General features: G+C 59.0%; 25 protein-coding genes and 1 tRNA gene. 13 read left to right on the top strand and 13 right to left on the bottom strand.

What is annotated here, in order from left to right; genetic code table 11:
• Position 1 precedes the first annotated feature (1 nt).
• From ACQZ60_RS07545 to ccoN, 3 genes are read right to left on the bottom strand one after another with little or no spacing between them, the layout of a single operon-like run.
• Positions 2–154: a CcoQ/FixQ family Cbb3-type cytochrome c oxidase assembly chaperone gene (locus ACQZ60_RS07545; protein WP_003525003.1), complete on the bottom strand. Its 153-nt coding sequence runs from the start codon at positions 152–154 to the stop codon at positions 2–4.
• 13 nt (positions 155–167) lie between these two features.
• A complete protein-coding gene (gene ccoO / locus ACQZ60_RS07550; RefSeq protein ID WP_448735008.1) occupies positions 168–899 on the bottom strand; it encodes a cytochrome-c oxidase, cbb3-type subunit II in 732 nt (243 codons plus the stop codon).
• A gap of 11 nt (positions 900–910) precedes the next feature.
• On the bottom strand, positions 911–2533 hold the full coding sequence (gene ccoN, locus ACQZ60_RS07555; RefSeq protein ID WP_142779226.1) for a cytochrome-c oxidase, cbb3-type subunit I: 1623 nt from the start codon (positions 2531–2533) through the stop codon (positions 911–913).
• 311 nt (positions 2534–2844) lie between these two features.
• Here ccoN and ACQZ60_RS07560 point away from each other — a divergent pair, with 311 nt between their 5' ends.
• From ACQZ60_RS07560 to ACQZ60_RS07570, 3 genes are all read left to right on the top strand, one after another.
• The gene (locus ACQZ60_RS07560) at positions 2845–3333 is read left to right on the top strand and encodes an RNA polymerase sigma factor (RefSeq protein WP_245289574.1); all 489 of its coding nucleotides are present in this window, start codon (positions 2845–2847) and stop codon (positions 3331–3333) included.
• 56 nt (positions 3334–3389) lie between these two features.
• Positions 3390–4325, top strand: coding sequence for a FecR family protein (locus ACQZ60_RS07565; RefSeq protein WP_448735009.1), 936 nt, complete (start codon positions 3390–3392; stop codon positions 4323–4325).
• 90 nt (positions 4326–4415) lie between these two features.
• A complete protein-coding gene (locus ACQZ60_RS07570; protein ID WP_031234514.1) occupies positions 4416–7451 on the top strand; it encodes a TonB-dependent receptor in 3036 nt (1011 codons plus the stop codon).
• 6 nt (positions 7452–7457) lie between these two features.
• Here the strand turns inward: ACQZ60_RS07570 and cobU are convergent, their stop codons facing one another.
• Positions 7458–7979: a bifunctional adenosylcobinamide kinase/adenosylcobinamide-phosphate guanylyltransferase gene (gene cobU, locus ACQZ60_RS07575; protein ID WP_020813192.1), complete on the bottom strand. Its 522-nt coding sequence runs from the start codon at positions 7977–7979 to the stop codon at positions 7458–7460.
• Between the two features lie 503 nt (positions 7980–8482).
• Here cobU and ACQZ60_RS07580 point away from each other — a divergent pair.
• Together ACQZ60_RS07580 and ACQZ60_RS07585 are read left to right on the top strand one after the other, a co-directional pair.
• Positions 8483–9175, top strand: coding sequence for a DUF599 domain-containing protein (locus ACQZ60_RS07580; protein WP_003524993.1), 693 nt, complete (start codon positions 8483–8485; stop codon positions 9173–9175).
• 69 nt (positions 9176–9244) lie between these two features.
• Positions 9245–10210 (top strand): heparan-alpha-glucosaminide N-acetyltransferase, encoded by a 966-nt coding sequence (locus ACQZ60_RS07585; protein WP_020813194.1) that lies wholly within the window; start codon positions 9245–9247, stop codon positions 10208–10210.
• Between the two features lie 164 nt (positions 10211–10374).
• Here the strand turns inward: ACQZ60_RS07585 and ACQZ60_RS07590 are convergent, their stop codons facing one another.
• Both ACQZ60_RS07590 and mgtE read right to left on the bottom strand, forming a co-directional pair.
• A complete protein-coding gene (locus ACQZ60_RS07590; protein WP_003495942.1) occupies positions 10375–10761 on the bottom strand; it encodes a MerR family transcriptional regulator in 387 nt (128 codons plus the stop codon).
• A 71-nt stretch (positions 10762–10832) separates the two neighbouring features.
• The gene (gene mgtE / locus ACQZ60_RS07595; protein WP_448735010.1) at positions 10833–12260 is read right to left on the bottom strand and encodes a magnesium transporter; all 1428 of its coding nucleotides are present in this window, start codon (positions 12258–12260) and stop codon (positions 10833–10835) included.
• Positions 12261–12653: 393 nt separating this feature from the next.
• Here mgtE and ACQZ60_RS07600 point away from each other — a divergent pair, with 393 nt between their 5' ends.
• From ACQZ60_RS07600 to ACQZ60_RS07610, 3 genes are read left to right on the top strand one after another with little or no spacing between them, the layout of a single operon-like run.
• Positions 12654–14954: an FdhF/YdeP family oxidoreductase gene (locus ACQZ60_RS07600; RefSeq protein WP_020813195.1), complete on the top strand. Its 2301-nt coding sequence runs from the start codon at positions 12654–12656 to the stop codon at positions 14952–14954.
• Positions 14954–15256 (top strand): hypothetical protein, encoded by a 303-nt coding sequence (locus tag ACQZ60_RS07605; protein WP_020813196.1) that lies wholly within the window; start codon positions 14954–14956, stop codon positions 15254–15256. The genes ACQZ60_RS07600 and ACQZ60_RS07605 overlap by 1 nt, the downstream gene beginning before the upstream one ends.
• Positions 15257–15273: 17 nt before the next feature.
• Complete coding sequence (locus ACQZ60_RS07610) at positions 15274–15768, top strand: peptide deformylase (protein WP_448735011.1); 495 nt, start codon at positions 15274–15276, stop codon at positions 15766–15768.
• 3 nt (positions 15769–15771) lie between these two features.
• Here ACQZ60_RS07610 and ACQZ60_RS07615 read toward each other — a convergent pair whose 3' ends face one another.
• Complete coding sequence (locus ACQZ60_RS07615; RefSeq protein WP_020813198.1) at positions 15772–16197, bottom strand: OsmC family protein; 426 nt, start codon at positions 16195–16197, stop codon at positions 15772–15774.
• 111 nt (positions 16198–16308) lie between these two features.
• On the opposite strand from ACQZ60_RS07615, the gene ACQZ60_RS07620 reads away from it, so the two are divergent.
• Entirely contained in the window at positions 16309–16476 is a 168-nt protein-coding gene (locus tag ACQZ60_RS07620) for a Thivi_2564 family membrane protein (RefSeq protein ID WP_003502827.1), read from the top strand.
• Between the two features lie 77 nt (positions 16477–16553).
• On the opposite strand, the gene ACQZ60_RS07625 is transcribed toward ACQZ60_RS07620, so the two are convergent.
• Complete coding sequence (locus ACQZ60_RS07625) at positions 16554–16979, bottom strand: PAS domain-containing protein (protein WP_020813199.1); 426 nt, start codon at positions 16977–16979, stop codon at positions 16554–16556.
• Between the two features lie 301 nt (positions 16980–17280).
• Here ACQZ60_RS07625 and ACQZ60_RS07630 point away from each other — a divergent pair, with 301 nt between their 5' ends.
• Positions 17281–17442: a hypothetical protein gene (locus ACQZ60_RS07630; protein WP_078053104.1), complete on the top strand. Its 162-nt coding sequence runs from the start codon at positions 17281–17283 to the stop codon at positions 17440–17442.
• Between the two features lie 198 nt (positions 17443–17640).
• Here the strand turns inward: ACQZ60_RS07630 and ACQZ60_RS07635 are convergent.
• Positions 17641–17725: transfer RNA gene (locus ACQZ60_RS07635), tRNA-Leu, on the bottom strand.
• Between the two features lie 189 nt (positions 17726–17914).
• Between ACQZ60_RS07635 and lipB the strand changes: the two genes are divergently transcribed.
• The 3 genes from lipB to ACQZ60_RS07650 all read left to right on the top strand — a co-directional run bounded on the left by lipB (position 17915) and on the right by ACQZ60_RS07650 (position 20803).
• Positions 17915–18646 (top strand): lipoyl(octanoyl) transferase LipB, encoded by a 732-nt coding sequence (gene lipB / locus ACQZ60_RS07640; protein WP_121490406.1) that lies wholly within the window; start codon positions 17915–17917, stop codon positions 18644–18646.
• A 66-nt stretch (positions 18647–18712) separates the two neighbouring features.
• On the top strand, positions 18713–19780 hold the full coding sequence (locus ACQZ60_RS07645; protein ID WP_059753106.1) for an NAD(P)-dependent alcohol dehydrogenase: 1068 nt from the start codon (positions 18713–18715) through the stop codon (positions 19778–19780).
• Between the two features lie 87 nt (positions 19781–19867).
• Positions 19868–20803, top strand: a complete 936-nt coding sequence (locus ACQZ60_RS07650) for a DMT family transporter (protein WP_003524974.1) — start codon at positions 19868–19870, stop codon at positions 20801–20803.
• A 20-nt stretch (positions 20804–20823) separates the two neighbouring features.
• Here the strand turns inward: ACQZ60_RS07650 and ACQZ60_RS07655 are convergent, their stop codons facing one another.
• The 4 genes from ACQZ60_RS07655 to secDF form a co-directional block, all read right to left on the bottom strand.
• The gene (locus ACQZ60_RS07655) at positions 20824–21282 is read right to left on the bottom strand and encodes a hypothetical protein (RefSeq protein WP_059753108.1); all 459 of its coding nucleotides are present in this window, start codon (positions 21280–21282) and stop codon (positions 20824–20826) included.
• A gap of 145 nt (positions 21283–21427) precedes the next feature.
• Complete coding sequence (locus ACQZ60_RS07660; protein ID WP_448735012.1) at positions 21428–22273, bottom strand: phytoene/squalene synthase family protein; 846 nt, start codon at positions 22271–22273, stop codon at positions 21428–21430.
• A gap of 23 nt (positions 22274–22296) precedes the next feature.
• The gene (locus ACQZ60_RS07665) at positions 22297–22689 is read right to left on the bottom strand and encodes an Mth938-like domain-containing protein (RefSeq protein WP_003524967.1); all 393 of its coding nucleotides are present in this window, start codon (positions 22687–22689) and stop codon (positions 22297–22299) included.
• Positions 22689–25262 (bottom strand): protein translocase subunit SecDF, encoded by a 2574-nt coding sequence (secDF, locus tag ACQZ60_RS07670; RefSeq protein WP_003524965.1) that lies wholly within the window; start codon positions 25260–25262, stop codon positions 22689–22691. Before secDF ends, ACQZ60_RS07665 begins: the two co-directional genes overlap by 1 nt.
• Positions 25263–25273: the final 11 nt, after the last annotated feature.

The raw sequence follows: 25273 nt of genomic DNA on the forward strand, positions 1-25273 counted from the left end.
CCTAGTCCTCCTTAAGCGGAATGCTGGCGGCATCGTCCGCGGCTTGTCTGGAGCCGGGGCGAAGGGTGAAAACGACGACGCCGGCAAAGAACAGGGTCATGGCAAGCAGGCCCCAGCTATCGGCGAAGTGGCGCATGGCCGTGTAGGTTTCCATGGCTTAAACCTCCTCACCGGTATCCGGCGGCATCGTCATAGGTCGAGAAATCGACCAGCGTGCCGAGCATCTGCAGATAGGCGACCAGCGCATCCATTTCGGTAAGCTTGGCCGGATCGCCGTCGAAATCGCCCACCTTCGCCTTCGGATAACGCGCCAGAAGTTCCGACGAATCCGCATTCGGGTCGGCCTGGGCGGCAAGATCGGCGGCGGATTTTTCGATCATCTCGTCACTATAGGGCACGCCGACGGCGCGGTTGGCCTTCAGCTCCATGGAAACGTCGGTGATCTTCAGCGGCGTGGTCTTCAGGAACGCATAGGAGGGCATGATCGATTCCGGCACCACCGAACGCGGATCGGCCAGATGCTGCACGTGCCACTCGTTCGAATAACGATCTCCGACGCGCGCGAGGTCCGGCCCCGTGCGCTTGGAACCCCACTGGAACGGGTGGTCGTACATGGATTCCGCCGCCAGGCTGTAGTGCCCGTAACGCTCCACCTCGTCGCGGAACGGCCGGATCATCTGGCTGTGGCAGACATAACACCCCTCGCGGATGTAGATGTTGCGCCCGGCCAGCTCCAGCGGCGTGTAGGGTCGCATGCCCTCCACTTTCTCGATGGTGTTTTCGAGATAGAAGAGCGGTGCGATTTCAACGATGCCGCCGATGGAAACGACCAGCAGGGAACCGACCAGAAGCAGCGTCGCGTTGCGTTCGATGACGGCGTGTTTGTCAAGAATGGACATGGGGCCCCTCCTTATTCAGCAGGCTGCAGCGAGGGTGCCGCGCCTTTGCTGGCGCCCTCCTCGCGTTGATGACCGAGGATGGTCATCGTGACGTTGTAGGCCATGATCAGCGCGCCGCTGAGGAACATCAGGCCGCCCAAGGCACGCATCACGTAATAGGGGAACAGCGCCGCGACCGATTCCGCGAAGGAATAGACGAGGAAGCCTTGGGCATCGTATTCGCGCCACATCAGCGCCTGCTGGATGCCGGCCACCCACATGACGGCGGCGTAAACGACGATGCCGAGCGTGGCGAGCCAGAAGTGCCAGTTGACCAGTTGCAGGCTGTAGAGACGCTCCCTGCCCCAGAGTTTCGGCGTCAGGTAATAGATCGCGCCGAAAGTGATCATGCCGTTCCAGCCGAGTGCGCCGGAATGAACATGGCCGATGGTCCAGTCGGTATAGTGGCTGAGCGAGTTGACGGCCTTGATCGACATCATCGGACCTTCGAAAGTCGCCATGCCGTAGAAGGCCACCGCCATCACCATCATGCGCACGACGGGATCGGTACGGATCTTGTCCCATGCGCCCGAAAGCGTCATCAGGCCGTTGATCATGCCGCCCCACGACGGCATCCACAGCATGACAGAGAACACCATGCCGAGCGTCTGCGCCCAGTCCGGCAGCGCGGTATAGTGCAGATGGTGCGGGCCGGCCCAGATATACATGAAGATCAGCGCCCAGAAGTGGATGATCGACAGGCGGTAGGAATAGACCGGGCGGTTCACCTGCTTCGGGATGAAGTAGTACATCATGCCGAGGAAGCCGGCCGTCAGGAAGAAGCCGACGGCGTTATGGCCGTACCACCATTGCGTCAGCGCGTCCTGCACGCCCGAGAAGGCCGAATAGCTCTTGATCCCGAGGAAGGACACCGGCACCGCCAGATTATTGACGATATGCAGCATGGCGATGGTGACGATGAAGCTCAGGTAGAACCAGTTCGCCACATAGATATGCGGCTCCTTGCGCGTGAGGATCGTACCGAGGAACACAAGCAGATAGGCGACCCATACGATGGTCAGCCAGATGTCCACATACCATTCGGGTTCCGCATATTCGCGTCCCTGCGTAATACCGAGCAGATAGCCGGTGGCGGCCATGACGATGAAGAGGTTGTAGCCCCAGAACACGAACCAGCCGAGATTGCCGCCGAACAGGCGCGCCCGACAGGTTCTCTGCACCACGTAAAAGGAGGTGGCGATCAGCGCATTTCCCCCGAAAGCGAAGATCACCGCCGATGTGTGCAGCGGCCGCATCCGGCCGAAATTGAAATAGGGCGCGATATTGAGATCGGGAAAAGCGAGCTGAAGCGCCACCACGACGCCGACCAGAAAACCGACGACACCCCAGAACACGGTGGCGATGACGCCGTATTTCACCACCTCATCGAAATATTCCGACTTGAGGCGGGCACGCGCGGCTGAATCGACAGGCGCGAAGGAGACACGGCGCAGCAGAAGCACCGTGCTGACCAGAAGCGTAAAGAACAGCACCCACATATGGGCGGCGAAAAGACTGTCATGGGCAAAGGCTGCCCCGAGCAACGCGAGAAAGGCGCCGAGCGCCACGATCGCGGTTTCTAACGTGTAATTCATTGTTGGTTTCCCCCAACGTGCAAGCCGACCGACGAAAAGCACGGCACGCGCCTGGGAGAGCGGAAACGCGCCTTTGCGTCGGTTGGAGCATTGCCACCGGCAGGGCAACGCCACCTTGATCCAGATCAAGAAAAAGAACCCGGAAAAAATATGAATAATACAATCATGTTTTTATTGCCTTTTCATGTGGCAATGCTATTTCGTCTGGGAAACTGCGGCTTTAACTGGATTGGCAAAAGATTATAATGAGTTCGAAGCCGCCGATCGAAGTATCTCCAGAACGTTTTTCCGACGAAAGGCGTCCGCTGGACATGTCTATTGAACGTTATTACAGGGAGATAATTCAGGCTGTCAGTCGAAAAGGTATCGATCAGTCCCTGTCGCACGATGTCGTGCATGATCTTTATATAAAGCTTGCAACCAGTGACCATCGGCTGGAACACAAATCCAGTATAAAAGCCTTTCTCATTCGGGCGGCCGTCAATCTCGGTTTCGACAGGATGAGAAGAGCCGCTTTCGAAACACGGCTTTTCGCGCAGCTTGACCGATCCGCAGAAGCAATCGCCACCCAGCAGCACGCCCCCGGACAAAATCTTGATCTCCGCAAGCGGCTTACGGCATTGCGCGAGGCAATCCAGGCTTTGCCGCCGACATGCCGCCGGGTGTTCATAGCACACAGGGTGGGACAAATACCGCGCGAGGATATCGCCGCCGCCATGGGCATCACACGTGGATCGGTGGACAGGCATTTGCGACATGCCGTGCTCCATTGTCTGGAAAAGATGGATCAGTTCGACTAGCCGCATTCGGCGCCCAATTCCGCAACCCCGATTGAACGCGATGGAAACGTGAAAGCATGACAGACAACAGCAAGCGCATCCGGCAACAAGCGGTGGATTGGGCGCTCTGTCTTTCGGAAACCACAAGCCCGACCGAAAAGGAAGAGTTCGACCGGTGGCTCGCGGCCGATCCCGCGCATGCGGAAGCCTATCGTCGTGTCGCTGCCGTGCTTGATCATACGCATATCGCGCTTGCAAAAGAGCCGGCTTTCACGAGGAAGGCATTTCGCCGCGGCAAAGGGCCTGGCAAAATAATCGTGGCCGTCCTTTTGCTGACGGTTTCAGGTAGCCTCATTGCCGTCTTGGATGTTCCAACCCAACTCAGGGTCGACCTGATGACGGCGAAGACGGAACTGCGAACCGAAAAGCTGCCGGACGGTTCGACCATACATATGAATTCCGATACCGCGATTGCACTTTCCTTCTCCAACGGACGCCGAAGGATAGATTTGCTGAAAGGCGAAGCCTATTTCGAGGTGGCGCGGTCCGATACGCTCGGCGCTTTCGAAGTCGCCACGCCGGAGGGCGCCGTCACGGCGCTCGGAACGGCTTTCGACGTCAATCTTCTGGAGAGCGGCTTTGAGGTAACGGTGACAGAAAGCAGGGTCGCCGTCCATTCCGACGCCACGAAGCAAAGGGTCGTTCTGGATCCGGGAAAACGCATCATCGTCGATGACGCGGGCATCGGACCTGAGGAAACGGTCCCAGCGGAGTTTCAGACACCCTGGCGCAACGGTCGCCTCGTCTTCGACGATCGCCCGCTATCGGAGGTGGTCACCCAGATATTCCGTCATATACCCGGCCGCGTCATTACGCTCGATCCCCGTCTGAACAGGAAAAGGATAACCGGTTCGTTCAATCTGACGGATGGAAACCGCGCACTTGACGATTTCGCCGATGCTTTCGGTCTGCGGATCGCCCGGACCGGCAAATTCCTGACTATAATTTACTAGTTTTTCTTCACCGGACTGCAGAAACCCCGATGCTCATTCGTCTAGCTCCCCGACAAACCTTTTTTATCGGATTTGCTGGGGATTGGGGATATGAAGAGAAAGATCGTTATGCGCGGCATGCTGGCTGCGGCCCTTTATAGCGGCGCGAGCCTGTGCGTGATGCCGCTTGCGACCGCGCAAACGCCAGGTGAAGCCATAACATTCGAAATTCCCGCCGGCAAACTATCCGCGACTCTCAACGCGCTGGCAGCACGCCTCGGCTTACAGATCGGCATCGAAGCTTCACTCGTCAGGGAAAGAACCACATCCGGCCTTTCGGGTTCCTTCACACCCTCGCAAGCCATAAGCCGTCTTTTGCGGGGCACCGGACTTCAATACCGTTTCCTGAATGACAAGGTCGTCACCATCACCGCCACACCCCAGGCATCGGTAGAGGCGGAAGGCACGGAGCTCGAACCAATCATTGTGTCAGGCGCAGGATTTGGCCGCTTCAACGGGGAAAAAACCGCGGCCTACGATCAGGCGCAAAGCGCTTACTTCGTGGATGAGGAAACGATCAGCCGGCTGACCGGCTCCAGCCCTTCCGATATTCTGAAAGGAATTCCAGGCGTCTATACCGGCGAAGCGCGGACAGGCGGAGGCATCGATCCCAATATTCGCGGTCTGCAAGGGCAAAAGCGGGTCAAGGTGACCGTGGACGGCGCGGAAAACAGCATCGATGTCTATCGCGGTTATGCGGGGCGTCAGGAAAGAAACTATATCGATCCGGATTTGATAAGCTCGGTCAGCGTCTTCAAAGGCCCCTCTCCCGCCCTTGACGCCATCGGCGGCACCATCGCCATGTCGACGATCCGGCCGGAGGATGTTCTGATAGAGGGCAACGAAATCGGCGTGAGGCTCAGGGGAAGCGTCGCTTCCAACAGCGCATCGTTGCCCGATACTTTCAATGCGCCGGAAAATACCGACAGAAACTCGTTTTTCGAACCGCAAACGGGCAATGGAAGCGCTGCCTTCGCACTCGGCCAGGAAAACTTCGACGTGGTTGGCGCCTATGCAAAACGTCACAACGGCAATTACTTCGCCGGCAGCAAGGGCCGCGACAAATATCGGATATTCCAGGATGGAAGAGAGGAAAACTCGGTCGCAAAGCTCTACCCGGATGGCGGCGAGGTGTTCAACACCTCAAGCCAGACGGAATCCGCCCTATTCAAGCTGACATTGCGTCCGCTCGAGGATCACACACTGGATCTCGGCTATCGCTATTTCAATGGTCGCATGGGCGAGATCATGAGTTCGCAAATATTGCGAAACTCAACAGGCTCCATCCCGCAATGGGATCCCTCGACGGTCAACAGCGATAGCGTAACGGCACGATACAGGTGGAATCCACAAGACAGCGACCTCATCGACCTGACAGCCAATTTCGCTTATTCGCATCTGGCCTATGACGGCTATCTGACGCTATCGAGCCAGACGCCCAGCGACCGGCCCGCATGCAACGACGATCCTTTCTCGGAGCGGTGCTACAAACGCTTTTACGGCGCGTCACGTATCATGGAGACGACTTCGGTTGATATCGCCAACACATCCAAAGTCGACACCGAGATTGGACAGTTCAAAATCAACTATGGTGCGGCGCTGCGCTTCGAGAAGCTTTTCCCGCCCTCGGACGCCCCCAGCGAAGCCAATGGCAGACAGGTCAGCGGAAACTTTCATCAGCAGGCGGACCGTGAGCAGTTCGATAGCTTCGGCACAGTGACCTGGGAGCCGGACGAGCGCCTGGACATCAGCCTCGGCGGCAGGTTCACCAAATTCAAGACCTACGATCATAACAAAAGACGTGAAGAAGAGACTTATACGATCAACCGTAAATCGCTCTATTTTTACAAGAACGAAACCGAGTACGACTTCCTGGTCGATGGCGACGGCAATCTGGTTCCGGACGGCAACGGCTGGTACCTGTATGATTATTCTCTTCCGCTAGAGACACGCCCAGTGCCGCGCGGCAATGCGTTCTGGTATTCCGATACCCAAGGGAACTATACCGATGCCACCGATCCGCGAAAGATGCCCGATGGCAAAGGATATCCTGTTGGACACGCGGGGGATGACAGTGAAATGACATCTCTTTCCTCTTTAGACTATGATGACAGTCTCACTTTGGTCGAAAGTGATCAATGGTCCAGCGAGGGTAAAAGAACCATATATTATGACAATCTGCGGCGTCGCAACTCAGGCTTTGCGCCCAGTCTCAGCGGCAGCTACGAAGTTTTCGATGGCTGGAAGCTTCACGCGGCCTATACCCACGGGATTCGTATGCCAAGCCTCACGGAATCCATGGTCGGCAACGCTTCGGCCGCGGCGCCTGCCGATCTGAGACCCGAACAGGCCCGCAACCTCGAATTCGGCGTGTCGACCAAAATGGAAAATCTTCTGGAGGGCGGCGACAGTTTCATGGCCCGCCTCTCCTACTTCAACAACAAAACCAAGGACTACATCACCCGACACGAATATTATAATGAGGGCTCCTACAGGGATCCCGCGCTCAGGAGACTGGCGCGCCAATATAATAATGCGTTCTACAATGCCGATTCCTTTACCGTGAAGGGACTGGAACTCCAGGCGACATACGACAATGGAGCGTTCTTCACGGATGTTTCGGCCACATACAATCTCTCAGCCACAACATGCGCACCCGATGTAGCGCAATTCATGAGGACAATGTCCTCCGACAGCCGGCTGAAAAACATACCCGGATGCGTCGATGGCGGGTTCTCCGGCTCCTTCACGAACGCGCAAAACCCGCCCCAATACACATTGACCGGAACCTTCGGAGCGCGTTTCCTGGATGAGGCTCTGGAAATCGCAACCAGAGTGACCCACACGAGCGCGCCGATCACGAAACTGGATAAACCCTGGAACAATTTCGGAGGCGTCGCGACACAGCTATTCTACCAGCCGGTGACGCTCTTTGATTTATCCGCATCCTACAAGATAAGCGAAAACGCCACCGCCGGATTCAGCATCGAAAACGTGTTCGACCGCTACTACATCGATCCCCTGTCGCTCAGCATGATGCCGGGTCCAGGACGGACATTCAAAGCGTCCCTCACTATGAAGTTCTAAGCGCAATTAGCCCTTCATCTTCAGGGGCAGACCGGCGGCGACAAAATAGACCTCAGCGGCAATGGCGGCGATTCGCTGATGCAGGCGGCCGGCGTGATCGCGAAATTCCCGCGCCATGCGGTTTTCCGGCACGATGCCGAGACCGACTTCGTTGGAGACGAAAATCAGCCTCGCCCGAGCCGATACAATCGCCGCCTCAAGCGCCGCAAAGGCAACCTCGATATCGGCATTCTCCATCATCAGATTGGTGAGCCACAGGGTGAGGCAATCGATGAGAACGACATTTTCCGGCGCGTCGAGCTGCTCCAGCACGGCGGCAATATCGACGGGCGCTTCATGGGTGGTCCATTCGCCGCCGCGCCGCGCCTGATGATGGACGATGCGGTCGCGCATCTCGTCATCCCATGCCCGGCCGGTGGCCAGATAATGCAGGCTTCCACCGGACTTGCCCGCAAGCTCCTCTGCAAAACGGGACTTGCCGGAGCGCGCGCCGCCAAGAATGAAAACGGAGCGGTTTTTATCTGTCATCTAAAACCTGAAGGAAGAGAATGAAGCGGACCGGCATCTTCGCCGTGTCGCAAGCCAGGGACAGGCAGACATGAAGGGAACGATTCGTAGAAAAAGGCGTCCCCCGGTTGCTCATGCCGGACTGCCGCTGATACCGGACCGGAGAAAACAAGACCTGCCTGCAGGATGCGGGGCATATCAGCCTTGGCGACTCCGGATACCGGAAACACCGGTCCTGATGAAAGGCTAGGTGCGAACGGCTATCCTGTCAATCGGTCCCTGCCGTTAGCCAAAAATCAGGCGGAACCGGGACGCAAAACCTTAATCCGGAACCGGCAGACCTGTCGTCCGCGACTGGATTGATAAAGCGACTTGGTTACCGGAAAGTTAGCGAAAAACCGAATGATGAAACCGCAACGCCAAAGGAGAATATGGAGTGACGGCAGCCGCCGCCATTGCCTTGCCATCGCCTTCAAATCAATATGCTTTCGAAGATTCGCAAACAGCAAGGTGACCTGCCCGTGATGACCGTCATGGACTATATCTCGATCGTCGTTTTCATCCTGTTATGGGCCGTCTATACCCATGTCACGACGGGAACGAGGCTGTTTTCGAGAGCCAGCCTCAATCAGGCCATGGCCGAGCGCCGCCGCGACTGGATCATGAACTCGCTGAAGCGCGACCTGAAGATGATCGACACGCAGATTATGGCCGGCCTGCAGAACGGCACCGCCTTTTTCGCCTCCACCTCCATCTTCGCCATCGGCGGATGTTTCGCCCTTCTGGGCGCGACAGAACAGGTCGAATCGGTGTTTCGCGACATGCCTTTCGTTCATTATGCCGGGCGCACGGCCTTCGAACTGAAGGTCATCGGGCTCACCTGTCTTTTCGGTTATTCCTTCTTCAAGTTCGGCTGGTCCTACCGCCTGTTCAACTATTGCACGATCCTGTTCGGCGCCATTCCCATGGTCCACGATGTCGGCGCCGATCGCGAGGCGGCGGAGCGGGCGGCCGAAAACGTCATAAAGATGAACATCATCGCTGCTAAGAACTTCAATGACGGCCTGCGGACCATCTTTCTGTCCATCGGTTATCTCGGCTGGTTCATCAGCCCTTACGTCTTCATCGCCAGCACGGTCATCATCATCGTGGCGCTGTTACGCCGCCAGTTCTTTTCCGAAGCACGACGCGCCATCATGGAAGAAAACAGGCCTTGAAATAGCCGCACTTCAAGGGCCAAGCCCATCGTGATACCGGCCTCCCCGAAAGCTTGAAAAACGGAAACCATGGACACGAACGCAGCCGCAAACGAAAACCGCCGCAAAGGCCGCATAGGCGGTCTCGACACCCTGCGCGGGCTGGCCCTCATCGCCATGGCGTCCTACCACTTCACGTGGAATCTGGAATATTTCGGCTATCTCGAACCCGGCACGGCGACGACCGGCCTGTGGAAACTCTATGCGCGCGGCATCGCCAGCTCGTTCCTGTTTCTGGCAGGTTTCAGCCTGTTTCTCGCCCATGGCAAGGGCGTGAACTGGCCGTCCTTCGGCAAGCGTTTTGCGATGGTGGCCGGCTCGGCGCTGCTCATTACCGTCGCCACCTATTTCGCCTTTCCGGACAGCTTCATCTTCTTCGGCATATTGCACAATATCGCCGCCGCAAGCCTTGTCGGGCTGCTGTTCCTGCGAGCACCCGCGGCCGTGACGCTGCTTTTTGCAGCGATCGCTTTCATCCTGCCGCACTATCTGCAATCGGAACTGTTCAACGCAAAATGGCTGGCCTGGATCGGTTTTTCCACCATGCCCCCCCGCTCGAACGATTATGTGCCGCTTCTCCCCTGGCTTGCGCCCTTCCTTGCCGGACTTGCGGTCTCGCAATTCGTCACGCCGCGCGACTGGCTCGACCGCTTTCGAAGCCCGAGTTCACCTCGCAACCTGATCGCAGGCGCCGGCCGTCACAGCCTTGCCTTTTACCTCATTCACCAGCCGGTGCTGATCGGCCTCGTCTACACGCTGTCGCTCATCGCCCCGCCCCCGCCTGTCGATCAGGTCGAGCTTTACAAATCGAGCTGTGAGAAGAGCTGCGTCGAGCAGGCGAACGGGCTGGAACTGTGCCAGCGTTTTTGCGGCTGCACGCTGGAGAAGCTGCAGGCGGAAAACCTGTTCGACACGATGATGGAAGGCAAGCTCAGCGCCGATCAGCAGACGAAGGTCAGCGAGGTGGCGCAACAGTGTACCGTTGAGGCGCAGTAGGCTCAGGTAGCCAGAACGTTAGCCTTGCCGCCTTTTCTTCTCCCCGGCGGGGAGAAGAGACAAGCAAAACCCGCTCGTTCCATATGCAACAAAAATGGAAAGGCTTCGGAGCAATTCTCGACAGTTACGTCGACGGAATAGCCAATACCGCTATAGGGCCGGCTTCAAGTCCCAACGCCGATTTCGGCAAGCCGCGTCAGACAGGCTTCTTCGACATTGTCGAGTTCCGCCAGCGTCTCTTCGATGTCCTTGCGTTTTTGCCTGAGATCGGCGCGCTTTTCATCGACCTTCTTCATCAGAAGCACCAGTTGGCCCGATTCGCCCGGCGGCTCCTTGTAGACGTGAATGATTTCGCGAATTTCGGAGATCGTGAAACCGATACGGCGGCCACGCAGGATTTCCTGAATGAGGCGGCGGTCCGCAGCCCTGAAAAGCCGGGTGCGCCCGCGACGCTCAGGGTGAATAAGCCCCTCGTCCTCATAAAATCTCAAGGTACGGGTGGAAACACCGAATTCGCGTGTCAGTTCGGTTATGCTATAATACTTGTCCAAGGGCCTATCCGATTCATAACCGGATGATATTATTTGACCTTCACGTAAAAGTCAATTTTTGCCCGCTTCCCCTATCCGGAAATACCGTACCACCAGGTCGCGATCCCCAGAAAGGCGAAAAAGCCGACAATATCTGTCACCGCCGTGACGAAGACTGCCGAGGAGACGGCCGGGTCCGCTCCGAACTTGTCGAGCACCAGCGGAATGAGAATGCCCGCCAGCGCCGCCGCCAGCATGTTGAGACACATGGCCGTGGCGATGATGCCACCGATATGGATATCCTGAAACCAGACACCGGCGACAATGCCGATGGCGCAACCGAACAGCATGCCGTTCAGGATACCCACACCCGCCTCGCGCCTGATGATGCGGGCGGCGTTGTGAATATCGAGGCTTTTGGTGGCGAGCGCCCGCACCGACACCGTCATGGTCTGCGATCCGGCATTGCCGCCCATACCGGCCACCGCCGGCATCAGGATCGCCAGAGCGATAATCTGCTGGATCGTCGCATCGAACAGGCTGATGACCGAGGCGGACAGAAAGGCGGTAAGGAGATTGACGGCAAGCCAGGGCACACGCGAGCGCGAGGTGCTGACAATGCTATCAGACAGCTCTTCGTCACCGACACCGCCAAGGCGCAGCAGATCCTCTTCGGCCTCTTCCTGAATGACGTCCACCACGTCATCGATGGTCAGCACGCCCACCAGCCGGCCGTTGTCATCGACTACGGCTGCGGAGAGAAGGTCGTATTGCTCAAAAAGCTGCGCGGCCTCTTCCTGGTCCATCTCGGCCGGAATGGAGTGGTTGGTCTCGTGCATGATCGTTTCGATCTTCACCTGACGCTTAGCGCGCAGCACGCGATCGAGATCAAGCGCACCGACCAGCTTGAACGTGGGATCGATAACGAAAATTTGCGAGAAGGATTCCGGCAACTCTTCTTCTTCGCGCAGATAATCGATGGTCTGCCCCACGGTCCAGAACGGCGGCACGGCCACGAACTCCGTCTGCATGCGGCGGCCGGCCGAACTTTCCGGATAATCCAGCGCCCTCATCAGCCGCACGCGTTCGGTGAACGGCAGTTGCGAGAGAATATCCTCGCGGTCTTCGTCGTCGAGGTCCTCGAGAATATAGACGGCGTCGTCCGAATCCAGCTCGCCGATGCCGGCGGCAATCTGCTCGTTCGACATCTGGTCGACGATATCGAGACGGATGCCCTCGTCCACCTCGGTCAGCGCCGTCATGTCGAAATCGGAACCGAGAAGCCGCACCAGCGCATGGCGCTGTTCAGGCAGGATGGATTCCAGGAGGTCGCCGAGTTCCGATTCGTGCAGCCGCGCCACATTCTTGCGCAGGAAAAGCAGATCGCGGTCAGCGATCGCCGCACCCACCATCGTCAGAAAATCCGAGCGGACGGACCCGTCTTCTGCGTAAATATCGGAGGGCGCTTCCGCAGGCTTCATGTCCTCGGGCGCGACAGGATCGTCGTCACGGTCTGTCATCTGGCGTCCCCTTGTATTCAAATGCCGCAGTGCACGGATGCGCAGGCAGAATGGCGTTAAAAGGTTTATTGTCAACAACCGGATAGCGGCAAATAAACAAGCTCTCCGGCTGCGGCGAAAAATCCATCCGACATTCCCCTTCCGGTTCGCAGGCTCAGCCGCGGCCAGCGGCTATAGGCATGTTTAGCCAAGCTTTGCAGCTTGTTTTGCGACAACGCCCACCCCCTTTACGCCGTTCCCGTTTTAAATGTCGAACGGGCGAACAAAGGTTTCGCCGCAATGCACAATTAAGACATTGACAGGCAGCGTGGAACGGCGCTTCTGGATAGGCATTTGACAAACGGCAAACGCCGGCAGGCGGGCACGAGAAGACAGTTTCCGGGAATCAGGACCATGAGCAAGACGGACTTCATAGGCAAGGCATCGACCGCCGCAGGCGGCTGGGGCGCACTCAAAAGCGTCGGCAAACGCCTTCTTGAATCCGGTGCCCCGATTTCCGGCGCCCGCACGCTTTTGAAGACCAACCAGCCGGACGGATTCGACTGCCCGGGCTGCGCCTGGGGCGACCCGGAACACGGCTCATCTTTCGAGTTCTGCGAAAACGGCGTCAAGGCGGTGTCATGGGAAGCAACGGAAGCCCGCGTGCCGCCGGACTTCTTCGCCAGCCGCACCGTCTCGGAACTGCGCAGCTGGTCCGACTACGATCTGGAAAAGCAGGGCCGCCTCACCCACCCCATGCGTTATGACCGGGCGAGCGACAAATATCTGCCCGTCTCCTGGGACGATGCCTTCGCCGAAATCGGTCGTATTCTCAACAGTCTCGACAGCCCGGACCGGGCGGAGTTCTATACCTCCGGCCGCGCCTCCAACGAGGCTGCCTTCCTCTATCAGTTGATGGTTCGGCTTTACGGCACCAACAATTTCCCCGACTGTTCCAACATGTGCCACGAAGCAAGCGGCGTCGGCCTTAAGGCTTCGATCGGCGTCGGCAAAGGCACCGTCTTGCTTGAGGATTTCGAGCAGACGGACGCCATTTTCGTCATCGGGCAAAATCCCGGCACCAACCATCCCCGCATGCTGGGCGACCTGCGCCGCGCCGCCCTTCGCGGCGCCCGCATCGCCGTTTTCAACCCCATCCGCGAAAAGGGTCTGGAGCGCTTTGCCGACCCGCAGGACAAGGTGGAGATGATTACCGGCAGCAGCACCCGCATCGCCACCAATTATTACCAGCCGCGCCAGGGCGGCGACATGGCGGCCGTGCGCGGCATGAGCAAGGCGGTGTTCGCCGCTGACGATGCCGCAAGGGCGGCGGGCGAACCCGCCATCATCGATTACGACTTCATCGCCGAACATGCGGCGGAGTTCGAGGCCTATCGCGCCGCCGTCGATGCAACGAGCTGGGAAAGCATCCTCGACCAGTCCGGCCTCACCCGCGCGGAGATTGAGGAATCCGCCCGTATCTACATGAATGCCGGTTCCGTCATCGCCACCTGGGCCATGGGCGTCACCCAGCACAAGCATTCGGTCATCATCGTTCGCGAGATCACCAATTTCATGCTGCTGCGCGGCAATATCGGCCGTCCGGGCGCCGGCCTTTGCCCGGTGCGCGGCCATTCCAACGTGCAGGGCGACCGCACCGTCGGCATCGATGAAAAAGCCCCGCCCGCACTTCTCGACGCGCTGGAAAAGGAACTCGGCGTCCCCATGCCGCGCAAGCCCGGCCACAACACCGTCGAAGCCGTCGCCGCCATGCTGGACGGCGAGGCGGATACTTTCATCGCGCTCGGCGGCAATTTCATGCGTGCGACGCCCGACAGCCCGCTGATCGTCAAGGCCTTCGAAAAGCAGAAGCTGACCGTCAACATCGCCACCAAGCTCAACCATTCGCATCTGGTGCCGGGCGAAACTTCATTCGTGCTGCCCTGTCTCGGCCGAACGGAAATCGACCGCAATTCGGCCGGCCGCTCGCAGATCGTCACGGTGGAGGATTCCATGAGCATGGTGCACGGTTCCGGCGGCATCAATCCGCCGGCCTCGGATGAGCTGCGTTCGGAAGTCGCCATCGTCGCCGGCATCGCCGAGGCGACGCTTGGCAATGCCCAAGTCGACTGGAAGGCGCTTGCCGATGACTACGATCTCATCCGCGACATGATCGAGCGGGTCATTCCCGGTTTCGATAATTTCAACGAGCGCGTCCGCGTGCCGCGCGGTTTTCATCTGCGCAACGCAGCAGCCGAACGGGAATGGAACACACCGGCGAAAAAGGCCACCTTCTATAGCGGTCCGCTGCCCGAACAAACCGAACACCAGCAGGCGCTCACGCGCGATGACCTCTTCGTATTGCAGACCTTCCGCAGCCACGATCAATACAACACCACGATCTACGGCATGGATGACCGATATCGCGGTGTCTATGGCGAGCGCCACGTCATCTTCATGAATCCGAAGGACATGGAAGCGCTCGGCGCCCATTCCCGCCAGCGCGTCGATGTCATCGGCGAATATGGCGACGGCGTTGAACGCATTGCGCGGAATTTCCGGCTGGTGCCCTATAATATCCCGCAGGGCAGCGTCGGCGGTTATTATCCCGAACTTAACGTGCTGGTGCCGCTGTCGAGCTATGGCGAAGGCAGTTTCACGCCGACATCGAAATCGGTGCTCGTCTCCGTTCGCCTGCGCCGGGATGCCTCCTGATGGAAGAGGAGCAATCCGCCGCCGCGTTCATGGCGGCGGTGGAGCGGGTTCATGAAAGCGCCTCACGGGCGCTGACAGCCACGGGCGCAGCGATCCTTCTTTCGGTTTATCTGAACATCGCCGCTGACAGCCGCAGCATCGCCAACCGGCTGGGGCTTGCACACGCCCTCATTCTGCGCGAAATCACTGCCCTGTCGCCACGTTTCGTGCAGGTGACAAAACGCGATGCCCGCACCCAGCGCAGCTTTCTGGAGGCAACCGAAGAAGGACAGGCCCTTGCGGCGGCGTCCCTGCGGATTTGAAACGAACGGAGCATTCCTTGGCAATCAGGCCGATCCTGCCCTACCCCCATCCCGGCTTGTCCGAAATCTGCGCGCCGGTCACGGCTTTCGACGGGCAATTGCAGGAGCTGGTGACGGACCTGATCGACACGATGCGCGCCGCGCCCGGCGTCGGCATCACCGCCGCCCATATCGGCGTCAAACAGCGAGTTTTTGTGCTGGAGTTGACACCGGGAACCGTCCTTACCTACATCAACCCTGAAGTCGTCAGCCAATCCACGCAGACTATGCGCCATGTGGAGGGCAGCGTCTCCATGCCGGGATTTACCGACGAGGTGGAGCGGCCCTCCGAAATCGAGGTGAGATTTCAGGACATAGCCGGCGGCGAACACCGGCAGACCGCCGGGGGATTTCACGCCATCTGCATCCAGCACGAGATCGACCAGCTGGACGGCATTTTCTGGCTGAAGCGCCTCTCAAAGCTCAAGCGCGACCGGCTGGTGAAAAAATGGGAAAAATCCCGGAAATCCTGATGGTCAGCCGGTAATCGAAAGCGCAAATTCCGCATCGCCCTTCAGCGTGTTGCTGACGGTGCAGATATCCTCCGCCATATGGGCGATGGCGCCGCGCGCGGCCTCATCGAAATCCCCCTTTATCTCGATCCGGACATCGAAACGCACGATCCGCGACGGCTCCTCCTCAGCCTTTTCGCCTGATACATGCACCGTGACCTTCTCGAACCGGTCGAGCACACCCATGCGGCTCGCCGCAATCCGGGCGCTGAGCGCCAGACAGGCCGACAGCGACGAATAAAGAAGGTCGAGCGGATTGAAACCCGGCTCCGAGGCCGCCGTCACCACCGTCAGGGCGCCTCCAGTGGCCGTGACGACATCGGGATGCCCGAGACGGCCAAGAGTGACGACAGCGCCCGTCGGCCGCTTTTTAACCCTGAACTGATTCATGCCCGACCTCACACCGCGATTTCACCCGATGGAACCAAAATTAGCCTCGCGCTTTTACTCACGCAACGGTGAACGACCGTTGAGTATTGATTGAAAAGGGAGCTGGGACATATGGTTACATCTACGCTCGTCAGCATTCTGATCACCTTCCTGGTGATTGTGCTCGTCTTGTGGCTTATCGCGCGACTGCCGGTCGGCGGCGGTGCGAAACAGATCGCACAGGTGATCGTCATCATCATCGGCATTATTTCGCTGCTGAAATATCTTGCCGTCTTCTGATGTCCCGGCACAGTGCAGACGAAAAAAGGCGGCGAAAGCCGCCTCTTTTTATGCACGATTTTCACCCCGTCCGGTCGCTATTGCCGAGGCTCGAACTGATAGGTTTTTTTCAGGGTAATATCCCGAACGCTGCCAATACCCAGAAACGGCGTATTGTCGGCATCAAAAATCGCCCTGCCCTTCGCCACAATCCACCGGTCCGACCCATCCGGCAGATTGACCTTGTAGCGCTGGTCGAAAAACACACCGGTAGTGATGCTCTCAAAAATGGCCTGCGCCACCTGATCGCGCATCTCGACATCGATTCTTTCCAGAATCTCCTCGATCGTCACCCCGCGCGACGCAACCGGCTCCGAAAACCCGTGGCATTCCGCAGTGACCGCATCCATGATCAGCCTGTTGTCGGAAATGCTCCACATGTAATAGCCAAGCGCATTGTCTGAATCCGTTTTGTCCCCCAGCACGAAAACCCCCAGACATATTTTCCTGACAAAAGCTAACATCGGACCTCTAATATTCCACCCCTCGTTTTTGTAGGGGGGAACCGCACGACTACTGCAGCGTGCATCGATATCCACCGAAATTTGACGATGGCCGAATCCAGCTAGAGCATTTCCAGTAAAAGTGCGCAGCGGTTTTACGTCTGGAAATGCGAAAAAACAAAGCGATAGAGCACGTCCGACGATTCCGTTTTGACCGGACGTGCTCCAGGGTTCCGAAATGGACGATAAATTTCAAAGAGGCATCGCAAAACCACCTGGCTGCGCCTACATGGCTTGTGATGACATGTCGAAGGAGTTCAATATGGTGCGAGCCGCCCTCACTTTCGGATTGCTGACCGCAACCGTCTTTCTGGCCGGGTGCCAGACGTGGCATAGTCCATATCGTGGAAACGAGTGGCGCATGGATCAGGTCATGGACGGTGACCCCTACCGTGTCGGTGACGGCCAGCGCAACCGACGCTGATCCACCTCGTCCATTCAATTCGAACGGCGGCAGGTCGATAATTTGCCGCCCTTAATTCATGGCGCTCTGGCTGCGGGATAAAGCAGATTGGTGTGGCTTGGGGCACATCCAATACCGTCCAACGAACCGGGGACAGGAAACAGAAGGCAAGCTAAACGACTGGCTAAAAAAGAAAAAACCCGCCGAAGCGGGTTTCTTTGGTGCGGTCGAGAAGACTCGAACTTCCACGGGTTGCCCCACAGCGACCTCAACGCTGCGCGTCTACCAATTCCGCCACGACCGCATCGTGGTAGGCGTCGACTTGCGCCGACGGGGGTGCATGTAGCAAAAGGATTTTCGGTGCACAAGAGCGTCGTGACAGTTTTTTGAAATTAAAAATCGCACCGCACCATCCTATATGCAGGAAGCCCGGAAATGCTGGGGTTGCGGCCTTGTCGCCATTTTGCGAGAAGGCTGTGGAAAGGACTTTTTCATGCTCACACGCACCGATATCGAGACAAACATGCTGCCCGCCGCCGGTTCGCCGCCCGTACGCTGGCGAATCTCGGAAGGCCTCGTCCCTTATGAACAGGCGATTGAGGAAATGGAGCGTGAAGTCGCCGCCATCGCCAGCGGCGAAGCAGACGAGCTCGTCTGGCTTCTGGAACATCCGCCGCTCTATACCGCCGGCACCAGCGCCGATGCCGCCGACCTCATTGAACCGGAGCGTTTTCCTGTCTTCGCCACGGGTCGTGGCGGTGAATATACCTATCACGGGCCGGGACAGCGGGTCGTCTATGTCATGCTCGACCTGAAGCGGCGGCGGCAGGATGTTCGCGCTTATGTGGCGGCGCTGGAGGATGTCATCATCCGCACGCTCGACAAGATGAATGTGCGTGGCGAGCGGCGCGAGGACCGCGTCGGCGTCTGGGTCAGGCGTCCGGAAAAACCGCTGCTTCCCGATGGCGGCATGGCCGAGGACAAGATCGCGGCACTTGGCATCAGGCTGCGCAAATGGGTGAGCTTCCACGGGCTCTCGATCAATGTCGATCCAGACCTCTCGCATTTTTCCGGCATCGTTCCCTGCGGCATCAGCGCCTATGGCGTCACCAGCCTTGTCGATCTTGGATTGCCGGTTATGATCGGCGACGTCGACGTTCTGCTGCGCGAGGCCTTTGAGGAGGTGTTTGGCGAGGCAGTGCCCGAAACCGGCGCAAGCGGCTGATCCCACCGCAACCTTTGCCGCAGGCCGGTGTTTCCAGCATCGATCACCACAAGAGGAGGAACGATCATGTTCACTACGTCCGCCTATGCCTGCGATGACGGCTCTTCGCCGATGAAGCTCGCGACCATCAAGCGTCGCGATCCCGGCCCGCGCGATGTCGAAATCGAGATAGAATTCTGTGGCGTCTGCCACTCCGATATCCACACTGCCCGCAGCGAATGGCCGGGCTCCCTCTATCCCTGCGTTCCCGGCCACGAAATCATCGGCCGCGTCGGGCGGGTGGGCTCGCAGGTCACCCGGTTCAAGGCGGGCGACCGCGTCGGCGTCGGCTGTATCGTCGATAGCTGCCGGGAATGCGCAAGCTGCGCCGAGGGGCTGGAGCAATATTGCGAAAACGGCATGACCGGCACCTATAATTCGCCCGACAAAGCGATGGGCGGCGGCGCGCATACGCTCGGCGGTTATTCCGCCCACGTCGTCGTCGATGACCGTTACGTCCTCAACATTCCCGAAGGCCTCGATCCGGCGGCGGCAGCACCCCTGCTCTGCGCGGGTATCACCACCTATTCGCCGCTGCGCCACTGGAACGCCGGACCCGGCAAGCGTGTCGGCGTCGTCGGTCTTGGCGGTCTTGGCCATATGGCGGTCAAGCTCGCCAATGCCATGGGCGCAACCGTGGTGATGATCACGACCTCGCCCGCCAAAGCGGAGGACGCGAAAAAGCTCGGCGCCCACGAGGTGATCGTCTCGCGCGATGCCGAGCAGATGAAAAAGGCCGCCTCGAGCCTCGATCTCATCATCGACGCCGTGGCCGCCGACCATGACATCAACGCCTATCTGGCGCTGCTGAAACGCGATGGCGCGCTGGTGCAGGTGGGCGCACCGGAAAAGCCGCTCTCGGTTATGGCCTTCAGCCTCATTCCCGGCCGCAAGACCTTTGCCGGTTCGATGATCGGCGGCATTCCCGAGACGCAGGAGATGCTGGATTTCTGCGCCGAAAAAGGCATCGCCGCCGAAATCGAGATGATCGATATCGATCAGATCAACGACGCTTATGAACGCATGATAAAAAGCGATGTGCGTTATCGCTTCGTCATTGATATGAAGAGCCTGCCGCGCCAGAAGGCCGCCTGACCCCGGAAGGGGGCGACCTTGCGGGCGTCCCCTCTCCTGTTGGACCTTTTGGTCGAAAGCGCAGCCTGACCCATGACTCCCCGATCCATGACCAGCCAGACCGGTTTCAACGATATCGCCAAGGGCATGACCATCATGGCGGGTTGCATGCTGGTGCTGCCGGTCATGGATGCGATTGCTAAATACATGGCGGTGAGCGGCGGCATGTCGCCGGCGCAGGTGACCTTCTACCGCTTCTTTTTCCAGGTGCTCTGCACCCTGCCGCTGCTGCTCGTGGTGTCGCCCAGGGCGCTGTTCAGCGCCAGACGGCCGTGGATGAACTGCCTGCGCGGCGTCCTGCACGCCTCGGCCAGCCTGATGTTCTTCGCCGCCGTCAAATACATGCCGCTCGCCGATGTCTTCGCGATCTATTTCGTCGAGCCTTTCATGCTGACGATGATGTCGGCCCTCTTCCTCGGCGACAAGGTGGGCTGGAAGCGCTGGACGGCGATTGCGGTCGGCTTCGGCGGTGCCTTGATCGTCATTCAGCCGAGTTTCGAAATCTTCGGCTGGACATCGCTTCTGCCGGTCGCCTGCGCCTTTCTTTATACGCTCTACCTCTTCCTGAACCGCGCCATCGGCGATGCCGACAGCCCGCTTGTCATGCAGACAATGTCGGGCATTGCGGGAACCGTGTTCATGGGGGCTGCACTTTTCGCCGGCGATGCGCTGGGCGACAAGGATTTTGCCGTCTCGCTGCCGCAATCCGGCTTCGCACTTGCCCTTCTCGTATTGTTGGGGTCGATATCCGGCTACATGCACCTGCTGATTGTCAGGGCCTTCCGGCTGGCGCCGCTCTCTCTGCTGGCGCCGTTCCAGTATTTCGAGATCATCTCGGCGACGATCCTCGGTTATGCGCTGTTTTCGGATTTCCCGACGCCGTCGAAATGGCTCGGCATCCTCATCATCGTCGCATCCGGCCTGTTCATCATCTGGCGCGAACGCCAGCAGGCCGGTGCGAACCCGCCGCTTGACGGACAGTGACAGCCGACACCTGACGTGCCTCAACCGTTCGAGGGCAGCGGCCCTTCGTCGTGATGGTCCTGCGCCTCCACGAGACTGCCGAGCAGCCAAAGGGAAACCTCGGCCGCCTCTCCGGCCGATTTGAACCGGTATGAGCCGCTATATTTCGGCATGTCGAAAAAGGTGACGACGAAACCGTCGCCGCTTTCAAGACTTTCGACCCGGATGCGCTCGGGATCGATCATCACGCACACATAATGCGATCCCATATTGCGCATGAAGCCGGCCTTGTTGTCGTGCAGCCGCACGAAGGCTGCGCCGCCATCCGCCGTCATATGCAGACTTCTGATCGCCTCATTGGGAAAGGCGCGGGCGAAATCCATGATCGCCTGCCCCACATCATGACTGTTATCCTCATCCGTCGCCCGCGACATGCGCCAGGCGTAAACAGCGAAGACCGAAAGCAGCACGAAAACGATAATCCAGATCGCAATACTCATCCGGGACGCTCCCTCAGCATCGAAACATCAAGATTCGCGAATCGAAACGATGCGAACCCGGTTCAGGTTCATATAGACCGAGGCTTGTGTGAAGTGTGGCTTTGCGGGATCGACGTCGTTTCGCCGCCTGGCACGGTCCGCGCCATCAGAAACGCTTGAGGAAGGAAGCCTTTGCCAGCAGCCATTGCCGGCGAAGCTGCGACAGTTGCAGGTCGCCGTCGAATACGCCGCTCCCCGCCTTTCTGGCGGCGGCGATGACCGGCCCGGACAGGGCGACGGGAAGATAGGCGGCAAAGACATTTTTCGAAATCTTCGAGCGTCTCGCCTTCTCGATATGATCCAGCGCATGGGCCGCGAAAATTTCGATGGCGATGCCGATGCGCTGCCTGTCCTGCCCTTCAAGAAATGTTTCGCGGTCGAGCCCGGCCGCAGCCAGCATATCGGCGGGAATATAGACCTGCCCGCGACGCCGGTGCAGCGGCATGAGCAGCAGCATGCCCGCCATGGCCTGCGCCACGCCCGCGTGACCTGCCGCCTCCGCGCTGGATGCGGCGTCTTCAGTGGAAAGCACGAGGCTTGCAAGCTGGATCAATGCGGATGCGGTCTCTCCGGCATAGCCTTCCAGCGCATTGCGATCCTCGAACAGGTCGTCATAGAGATCGAAGATACGCGCTTCGATCATATTGGCGAGAACCGGGCGCGGCAGGCGATAATGCTCTATCGTCGTCAAAAGCGCTGCAGCCACCGGGTGGGACTGGCTGTCGCCGTGCGGATTGCCGTCGAGAAGATCGCGCCACCATTGCATGCGTACCTCGCCGGGCAGCGCTTCGCGCACGGAATCACGGATGCGGGCAATTTCGGCATTGAAGGCGTATAGCGCGGCAAGCGCATTGCGCCTGTCGGCAGGCGACAGAAGACAGGCGAGATAGCGGTCGCGATCGGTGTCGCGCAGCGTCGCGAGGCAGACGTCGAGATTTTCTGTGGGTGCCATGGTTCCCCGCGCGAAACGTCCTGTCAGCCTTCGACGGCAATCAGCGCCGCGGCCACGGCGCGCGATTCCGACAGCATGATATTATAGGTGCGCACGGCGGCACCCGTGCTCATCGGATCCACCGAAATGCCCGCCTCCTTGAAGGCGGCGCGCAATTCCTTCGGCAGAACCCGCATGCCGTCGCCCGTGCCGATCAGAAGCACTTCGATATCCTGCGCTTCCGCCAGAACCTTTTCGAAATGTCCGACCGTCAGTTCTTTCGCATCGACAGGCTCCCACCCGTAGATGCCCGAAGGCAGGAGCAAAAGCGAACCGCGATGCGACATGTCGGCAAAACGGAACCCGCCATTGCCATAGGCATCGATGGGCGCCCGGCCGGGAAAATGGGCCGGGCGTATTTCAATCCCGCCGGCCATCAGACGGCAGGCTTGCCGCCAATGGCGCCGGTGTTGTTTTCTTTCTTGTCGTCCTTCTCGTCTTCCGCATCCTTGCTGTCAGGACGCAGCTTGAAGGCGATCAGCACCGGAGCGGCGATGTAGACCGAGGAGAACACGCCGATACCGACACCGAACAGCATGGCGAAGGTGAAGGAACGGATGACCTCGCCGCCGAAGAGATACAGTGCCAGAAGTGCCAGAAGTACGGTCAGACCGGTAAGGATCGTACGCGAAAGAGTCTGGTTCAGCGACACGTCGATGATCATGGAAAGCGGCATCTTCTTGTATCGCCTAAGGTTTTCACGGACACGGTCGTAGATGACCACGGTATCGTTCAGCGAATATCCGATGATCGTAAGGATCGCCGCGATACTGGTCAGATTGAACTCTATCCCAAGGAAGACGAACAGGCCGATAGTGAAGACCACGTCGTGCACCATGGAGATGACCGCGCCGAGTGCAAACTGCCATTCGAAGCGAACCCAGATGTAGACCATGATCGCCGCCATGGCGAGCATAACGCCGATGGTGGAGGTAACCGTCAGGTCGCCGGAAACGGCAGGACCGACGACTTCCACGCGGCGGAAGTCATATTTGTCCTCAAGCTCGCCGCGTACCATGGTGATGGCTGACTGCTCGGCATTTTCGCCGCCGTCCTGCGCCTGGATGCGGATGAGAACATCCTGCGGCGTACCGAAATTCTGCGCCTGGATTTCACCGAGATTGAGCTGGTTCAGACGATCGCGAATATCGGCGAGATCGGCTTCACCCTGCTTGGCGCGCACTTCGATGACCGAACCGCCCTGGAAATCGATGCCGAGGTTCAGACCCTTGGCCACGAAACCGCCGACGCAGGCGAGCATGATGGCGCCGGTGATCATGAATACCACGCGGCGATAACGCATGAAGGGAATGTCGCGACCGTCGAACATGGCGGTGCGGACACCCTTCGGCAGGTGTTTCGGGCGGCTGCGGCGAACCCAGTAGCCGAACATCCACGCCGTAAGCGTATAGGCCGTGAAGACGGTGGTGATGATACCGACGGCCAGCGTGACTGCGAAGCCCTTCACCGGGCCTGTGCCCATGTAGAACAGCACACTTGCCACGATCAGCGTCGTCAGGTTGGCGTCGATAATGGTCGCAAAGGCGCGGGTGAAGCCGTTATCCAATGACTGGATCAGCGGTTTACCGCTCTTCACCTCCTCGCGTATGCGCTCATAGATCAGAACGTTCGAATCCACAGCCATGCCGATGGTCAAGACGATACCGGCAATACCCGGCAAGGTCAGCGTCGATCCGATCACACTCAACACAGCGAGCAGCATGATGACGTTGACGATAAGGGCGATATTCGCCAGCAGGCCGAAGAAGCCATAAAAGACGAACATGAAGATGAGGACGCCGACCGCGCCGATGGCGCTGGCCGTCAGGCCGGCGGTGATGGAGTCGTTACCGAGGCTCGGGCCGACGGTGCGTTCTTCAACCACGGTCAGCGTGGCCGGCAGCGCGCCGGCGCGCAGCAGAACCGCGAGATCGTTGGCGCCCTGTACCGAGAAATTACCCGAAATCTGTCCCGAACCGCCGATGATCGGCTCGCGGATGACAGGCGCGGAGATGACCTGGTTGTCGAGCACGATGGCGAAAGGCTTGCCGACATTCTGCTGCGTCGCCTGCGCGAAGCGCTGCGCACCGCGGCTGTCGAAGCGGAAGGTGACGACCGGCTCGTTGGTCTGCTGGTTGAAGCTTGCCTGCGCGTCGACGAGATTATCGCCGGAAACGAGCGCACGGCGCTCCACCAGATAGGGAACCGGCGGATCGTCCTGCGAATAAAGAACTTCCGACGTTGCGGGCGGACGGCCGTTCATGGCTTCCTGTACCGGCATCGTCGTATCGACCATGCGGAAGGAGAGCTTTGCCGTCTGGTTCAGAAGCGACTTCAGGCGCTGCGGATCCTGAAGGCCGGGCACCTGCACGATGATGCGGTCCGAACCCTGACGCTGGATAAGCGGTTCGGTGGTGCCGACTTCGTCAACGCGACGGCGCACGACTTCGATGGATTGCGAAACGGCGGACGACAGGCGGTAGTCGATGCCTTCATCCGTCAGGTTGAGCCTGAGCAGATTGTCGCCGCCATCATTCATCGTCACTTCGGTGATGGAGCCGCCGACCAGCGTGCCGGCGGACACCGGCTGCGTCAGGTCGCGAAGCGCGTTCTTGGCGGCTTCCACCTGCGCGGGATCGCTGATGCGGACCTGAATCTGCTGGCCGTTGCCGGTAAGCCCCGAATAGCGGATGTTGGCGTCGCGAAGCTGCGTGCGCACATCGCCCACGATCGTTTCAAGCCGTTCCTTGACGATGTCGGAACGCTCGATCTTGAGCATGATGTGCGACCCGCCCTGAAGGTCGAGACCGAGCGTTACCTTGTTGTCCTTGTACCAGGCAGGCATGCCCTCCAGCTGTTTGTCCGTAAACAGGTTGGGAGAGGCGATGAAGACGCTTGCCAGCACAAGCAGCCAGATGAAGACTGTTTTCCAACGGGAAAAATGAAGCATTTCGATCTCGG

The organism is Agrobacterium sp. 22-223-1, assembly GCF_053522385.1.

Bases quoted from the DNA above. Each gene is read 5' to 3' on its own strand.
- ACQZ60_RS07660 (WP_448735012.1), bottom strand. From the start codon at position 22,273: ATGGCACCCACAGAAAATCTCGACGTCTGCCTCGCGACGCTGCGCGAC.
- ACQZ60_RS07570 (WP_031234514.1), top strand. From the start codon at position 4,416: ATGAAGAGAAAGATCGTTATGCGCGGCATGCTGGCTGCGGCCCTTTAT.
- ccoN (WP_142779226.1), bottom strand. From the start codon at position 2,533: ATGAATTACACGTTAGAAACCGCGATCGTGGCGCTCGGCGCCTTTCTC.
- ACQZ60_RS07630 (WP_078053104.1), top strand. From the start codon at position 17,281: ATGGTGCGAGCCGCCCTCACTTTCGGATTGCTGACCGCAACCGTCTTT.
- ACQZ60_RS07600 (WP_020813195.1), top strand. From the start codon at position 12,654: ATGAGCAAGACGGACTTCATAGGCAAGGCATCGACCGCCGCAGGCGGC.
- ACQZ60_RS07645 (WP_059753106.1), top strand. From the start codon at position 18,713: ATGTTCACTACGTCCGCCTATGCCTGCGATGACGGCTCTTCGCCGATG.
- ACQZ60_RS07615 (WP_020813198.1), bottom strand. From the start codon at position 16,197: ATGAATCAGTTCAGGGTTAAAAAGCGGCCGACGGGCGCTGTCGTCACT.
- lipB (WP_121490406.1), top strand. From the start codon at position 17,915: ATGCTCACACGCACCGATATCGAGACAAACATGCTGCCCGCCGCCGGT.
- ccoO (WP_448735008.1), bottom strand. From the start codon at position 899: ATGTCCATTCTTGACAAACACGCCGTCATCGAACGCAACGCGACGCTG.
- secDF (WP_003524965.1), bottom strand. From the start codon at position 25,262: ATGCTTCATTTTTCCCGTTGGAAAACAGTCTTCATCTGGCTGCTTGTG.
- cobU (WP_020813192.1), bottom strand. From the start codon at position 7,979: ATGACAGATAAAAACCGCTCCGTTTTCATTCTTGGCGGCGCGCGCTCC.
- ACQZ60_RS07665 (WP_003524967.1), bottom strand. From the start codon at position 22,689: ATGGCCGGCGGGATTGAAATACGCCCGGCCCATTTTCCCGGCCGGGCG.
- ACQZ60_RS07545 (WP_003525003.1), bottom strand. From the start codon at position 154: ATGGAAACCTACACGGCCATGCGCCACTTCGCCGATAGCTGGGGCCTG.
- ACQZ60_RS07620 (WP_003502827.1), top strand. From the start codon at position 16,309: ATGGTTACATCTACGCTCGTCAGCATTCTGATCACCTTCCTGGTGATT.
- mgtE (WP_448735010.1), bottom strand. From the start codon at position 12,260: ATGACAGACCGTGACGACGATCCTGTCGCGCCCGAGGACATGAAGCCT.
- ACQZ60_RS07655 (WP_059753108.1), bottom strand. From the start codon at position 21,282: ATGAGTATTGCGATCTGGATTATCGTTTTCGTGCTGCTTTCGGTCTTC.
- ACQZ60_RS07585 (WP_020813194.1), top strand. From the start codon at position 9,245: ATGGACACGAACGCAGCCGCAAACGAAAACCGCCGCAAAGGCCGCATA.
- ACQZ60_RS07560 (WP_245289574.1), top strand. From the start codon at position 2,845: ATGTCTATTGAACGTTATTACAGGGAGATAATTCAGGCTGTCAGTCGA.
- ACQZ60_RS07625 (WP_020813199.1), bottom strand. From the start codon at position 16,979: ATGTTAGCTTTTGTCAGGAAAATATGTCTGGGGGTTTTCGTGCTGGGG.
- ACQZ60_RS07580 (WP_003524993.1), top strand. From the start codon at position 8,483: ATGACCGTCATGGACTATATCTCGATCGTCGTTTTCATCCTGTTATGG.
- ACQZ60_RS07605 (WP_020813196.1), top strand. From the start codon at position 14,954: ATGGAAGAGGAGCAATCCGCCGCCGCGTTCATGGCGGCGGTGGAGCGG.
- ACQZ60_RS07650 (WP_003524974.1), top strand. From the start codon at position 19,868: ATGACCAGCCAGACCGGTTTCAACGATATCGCCAAGGGCATGACCATC.
- ACQZ60_RS07565 (WP_448735009.1), top strand. From the start codon at position 3,390: ATGACAGACAACAGCAAGCGCATCCGGCAACAAGCGGTGGATTGGGCG.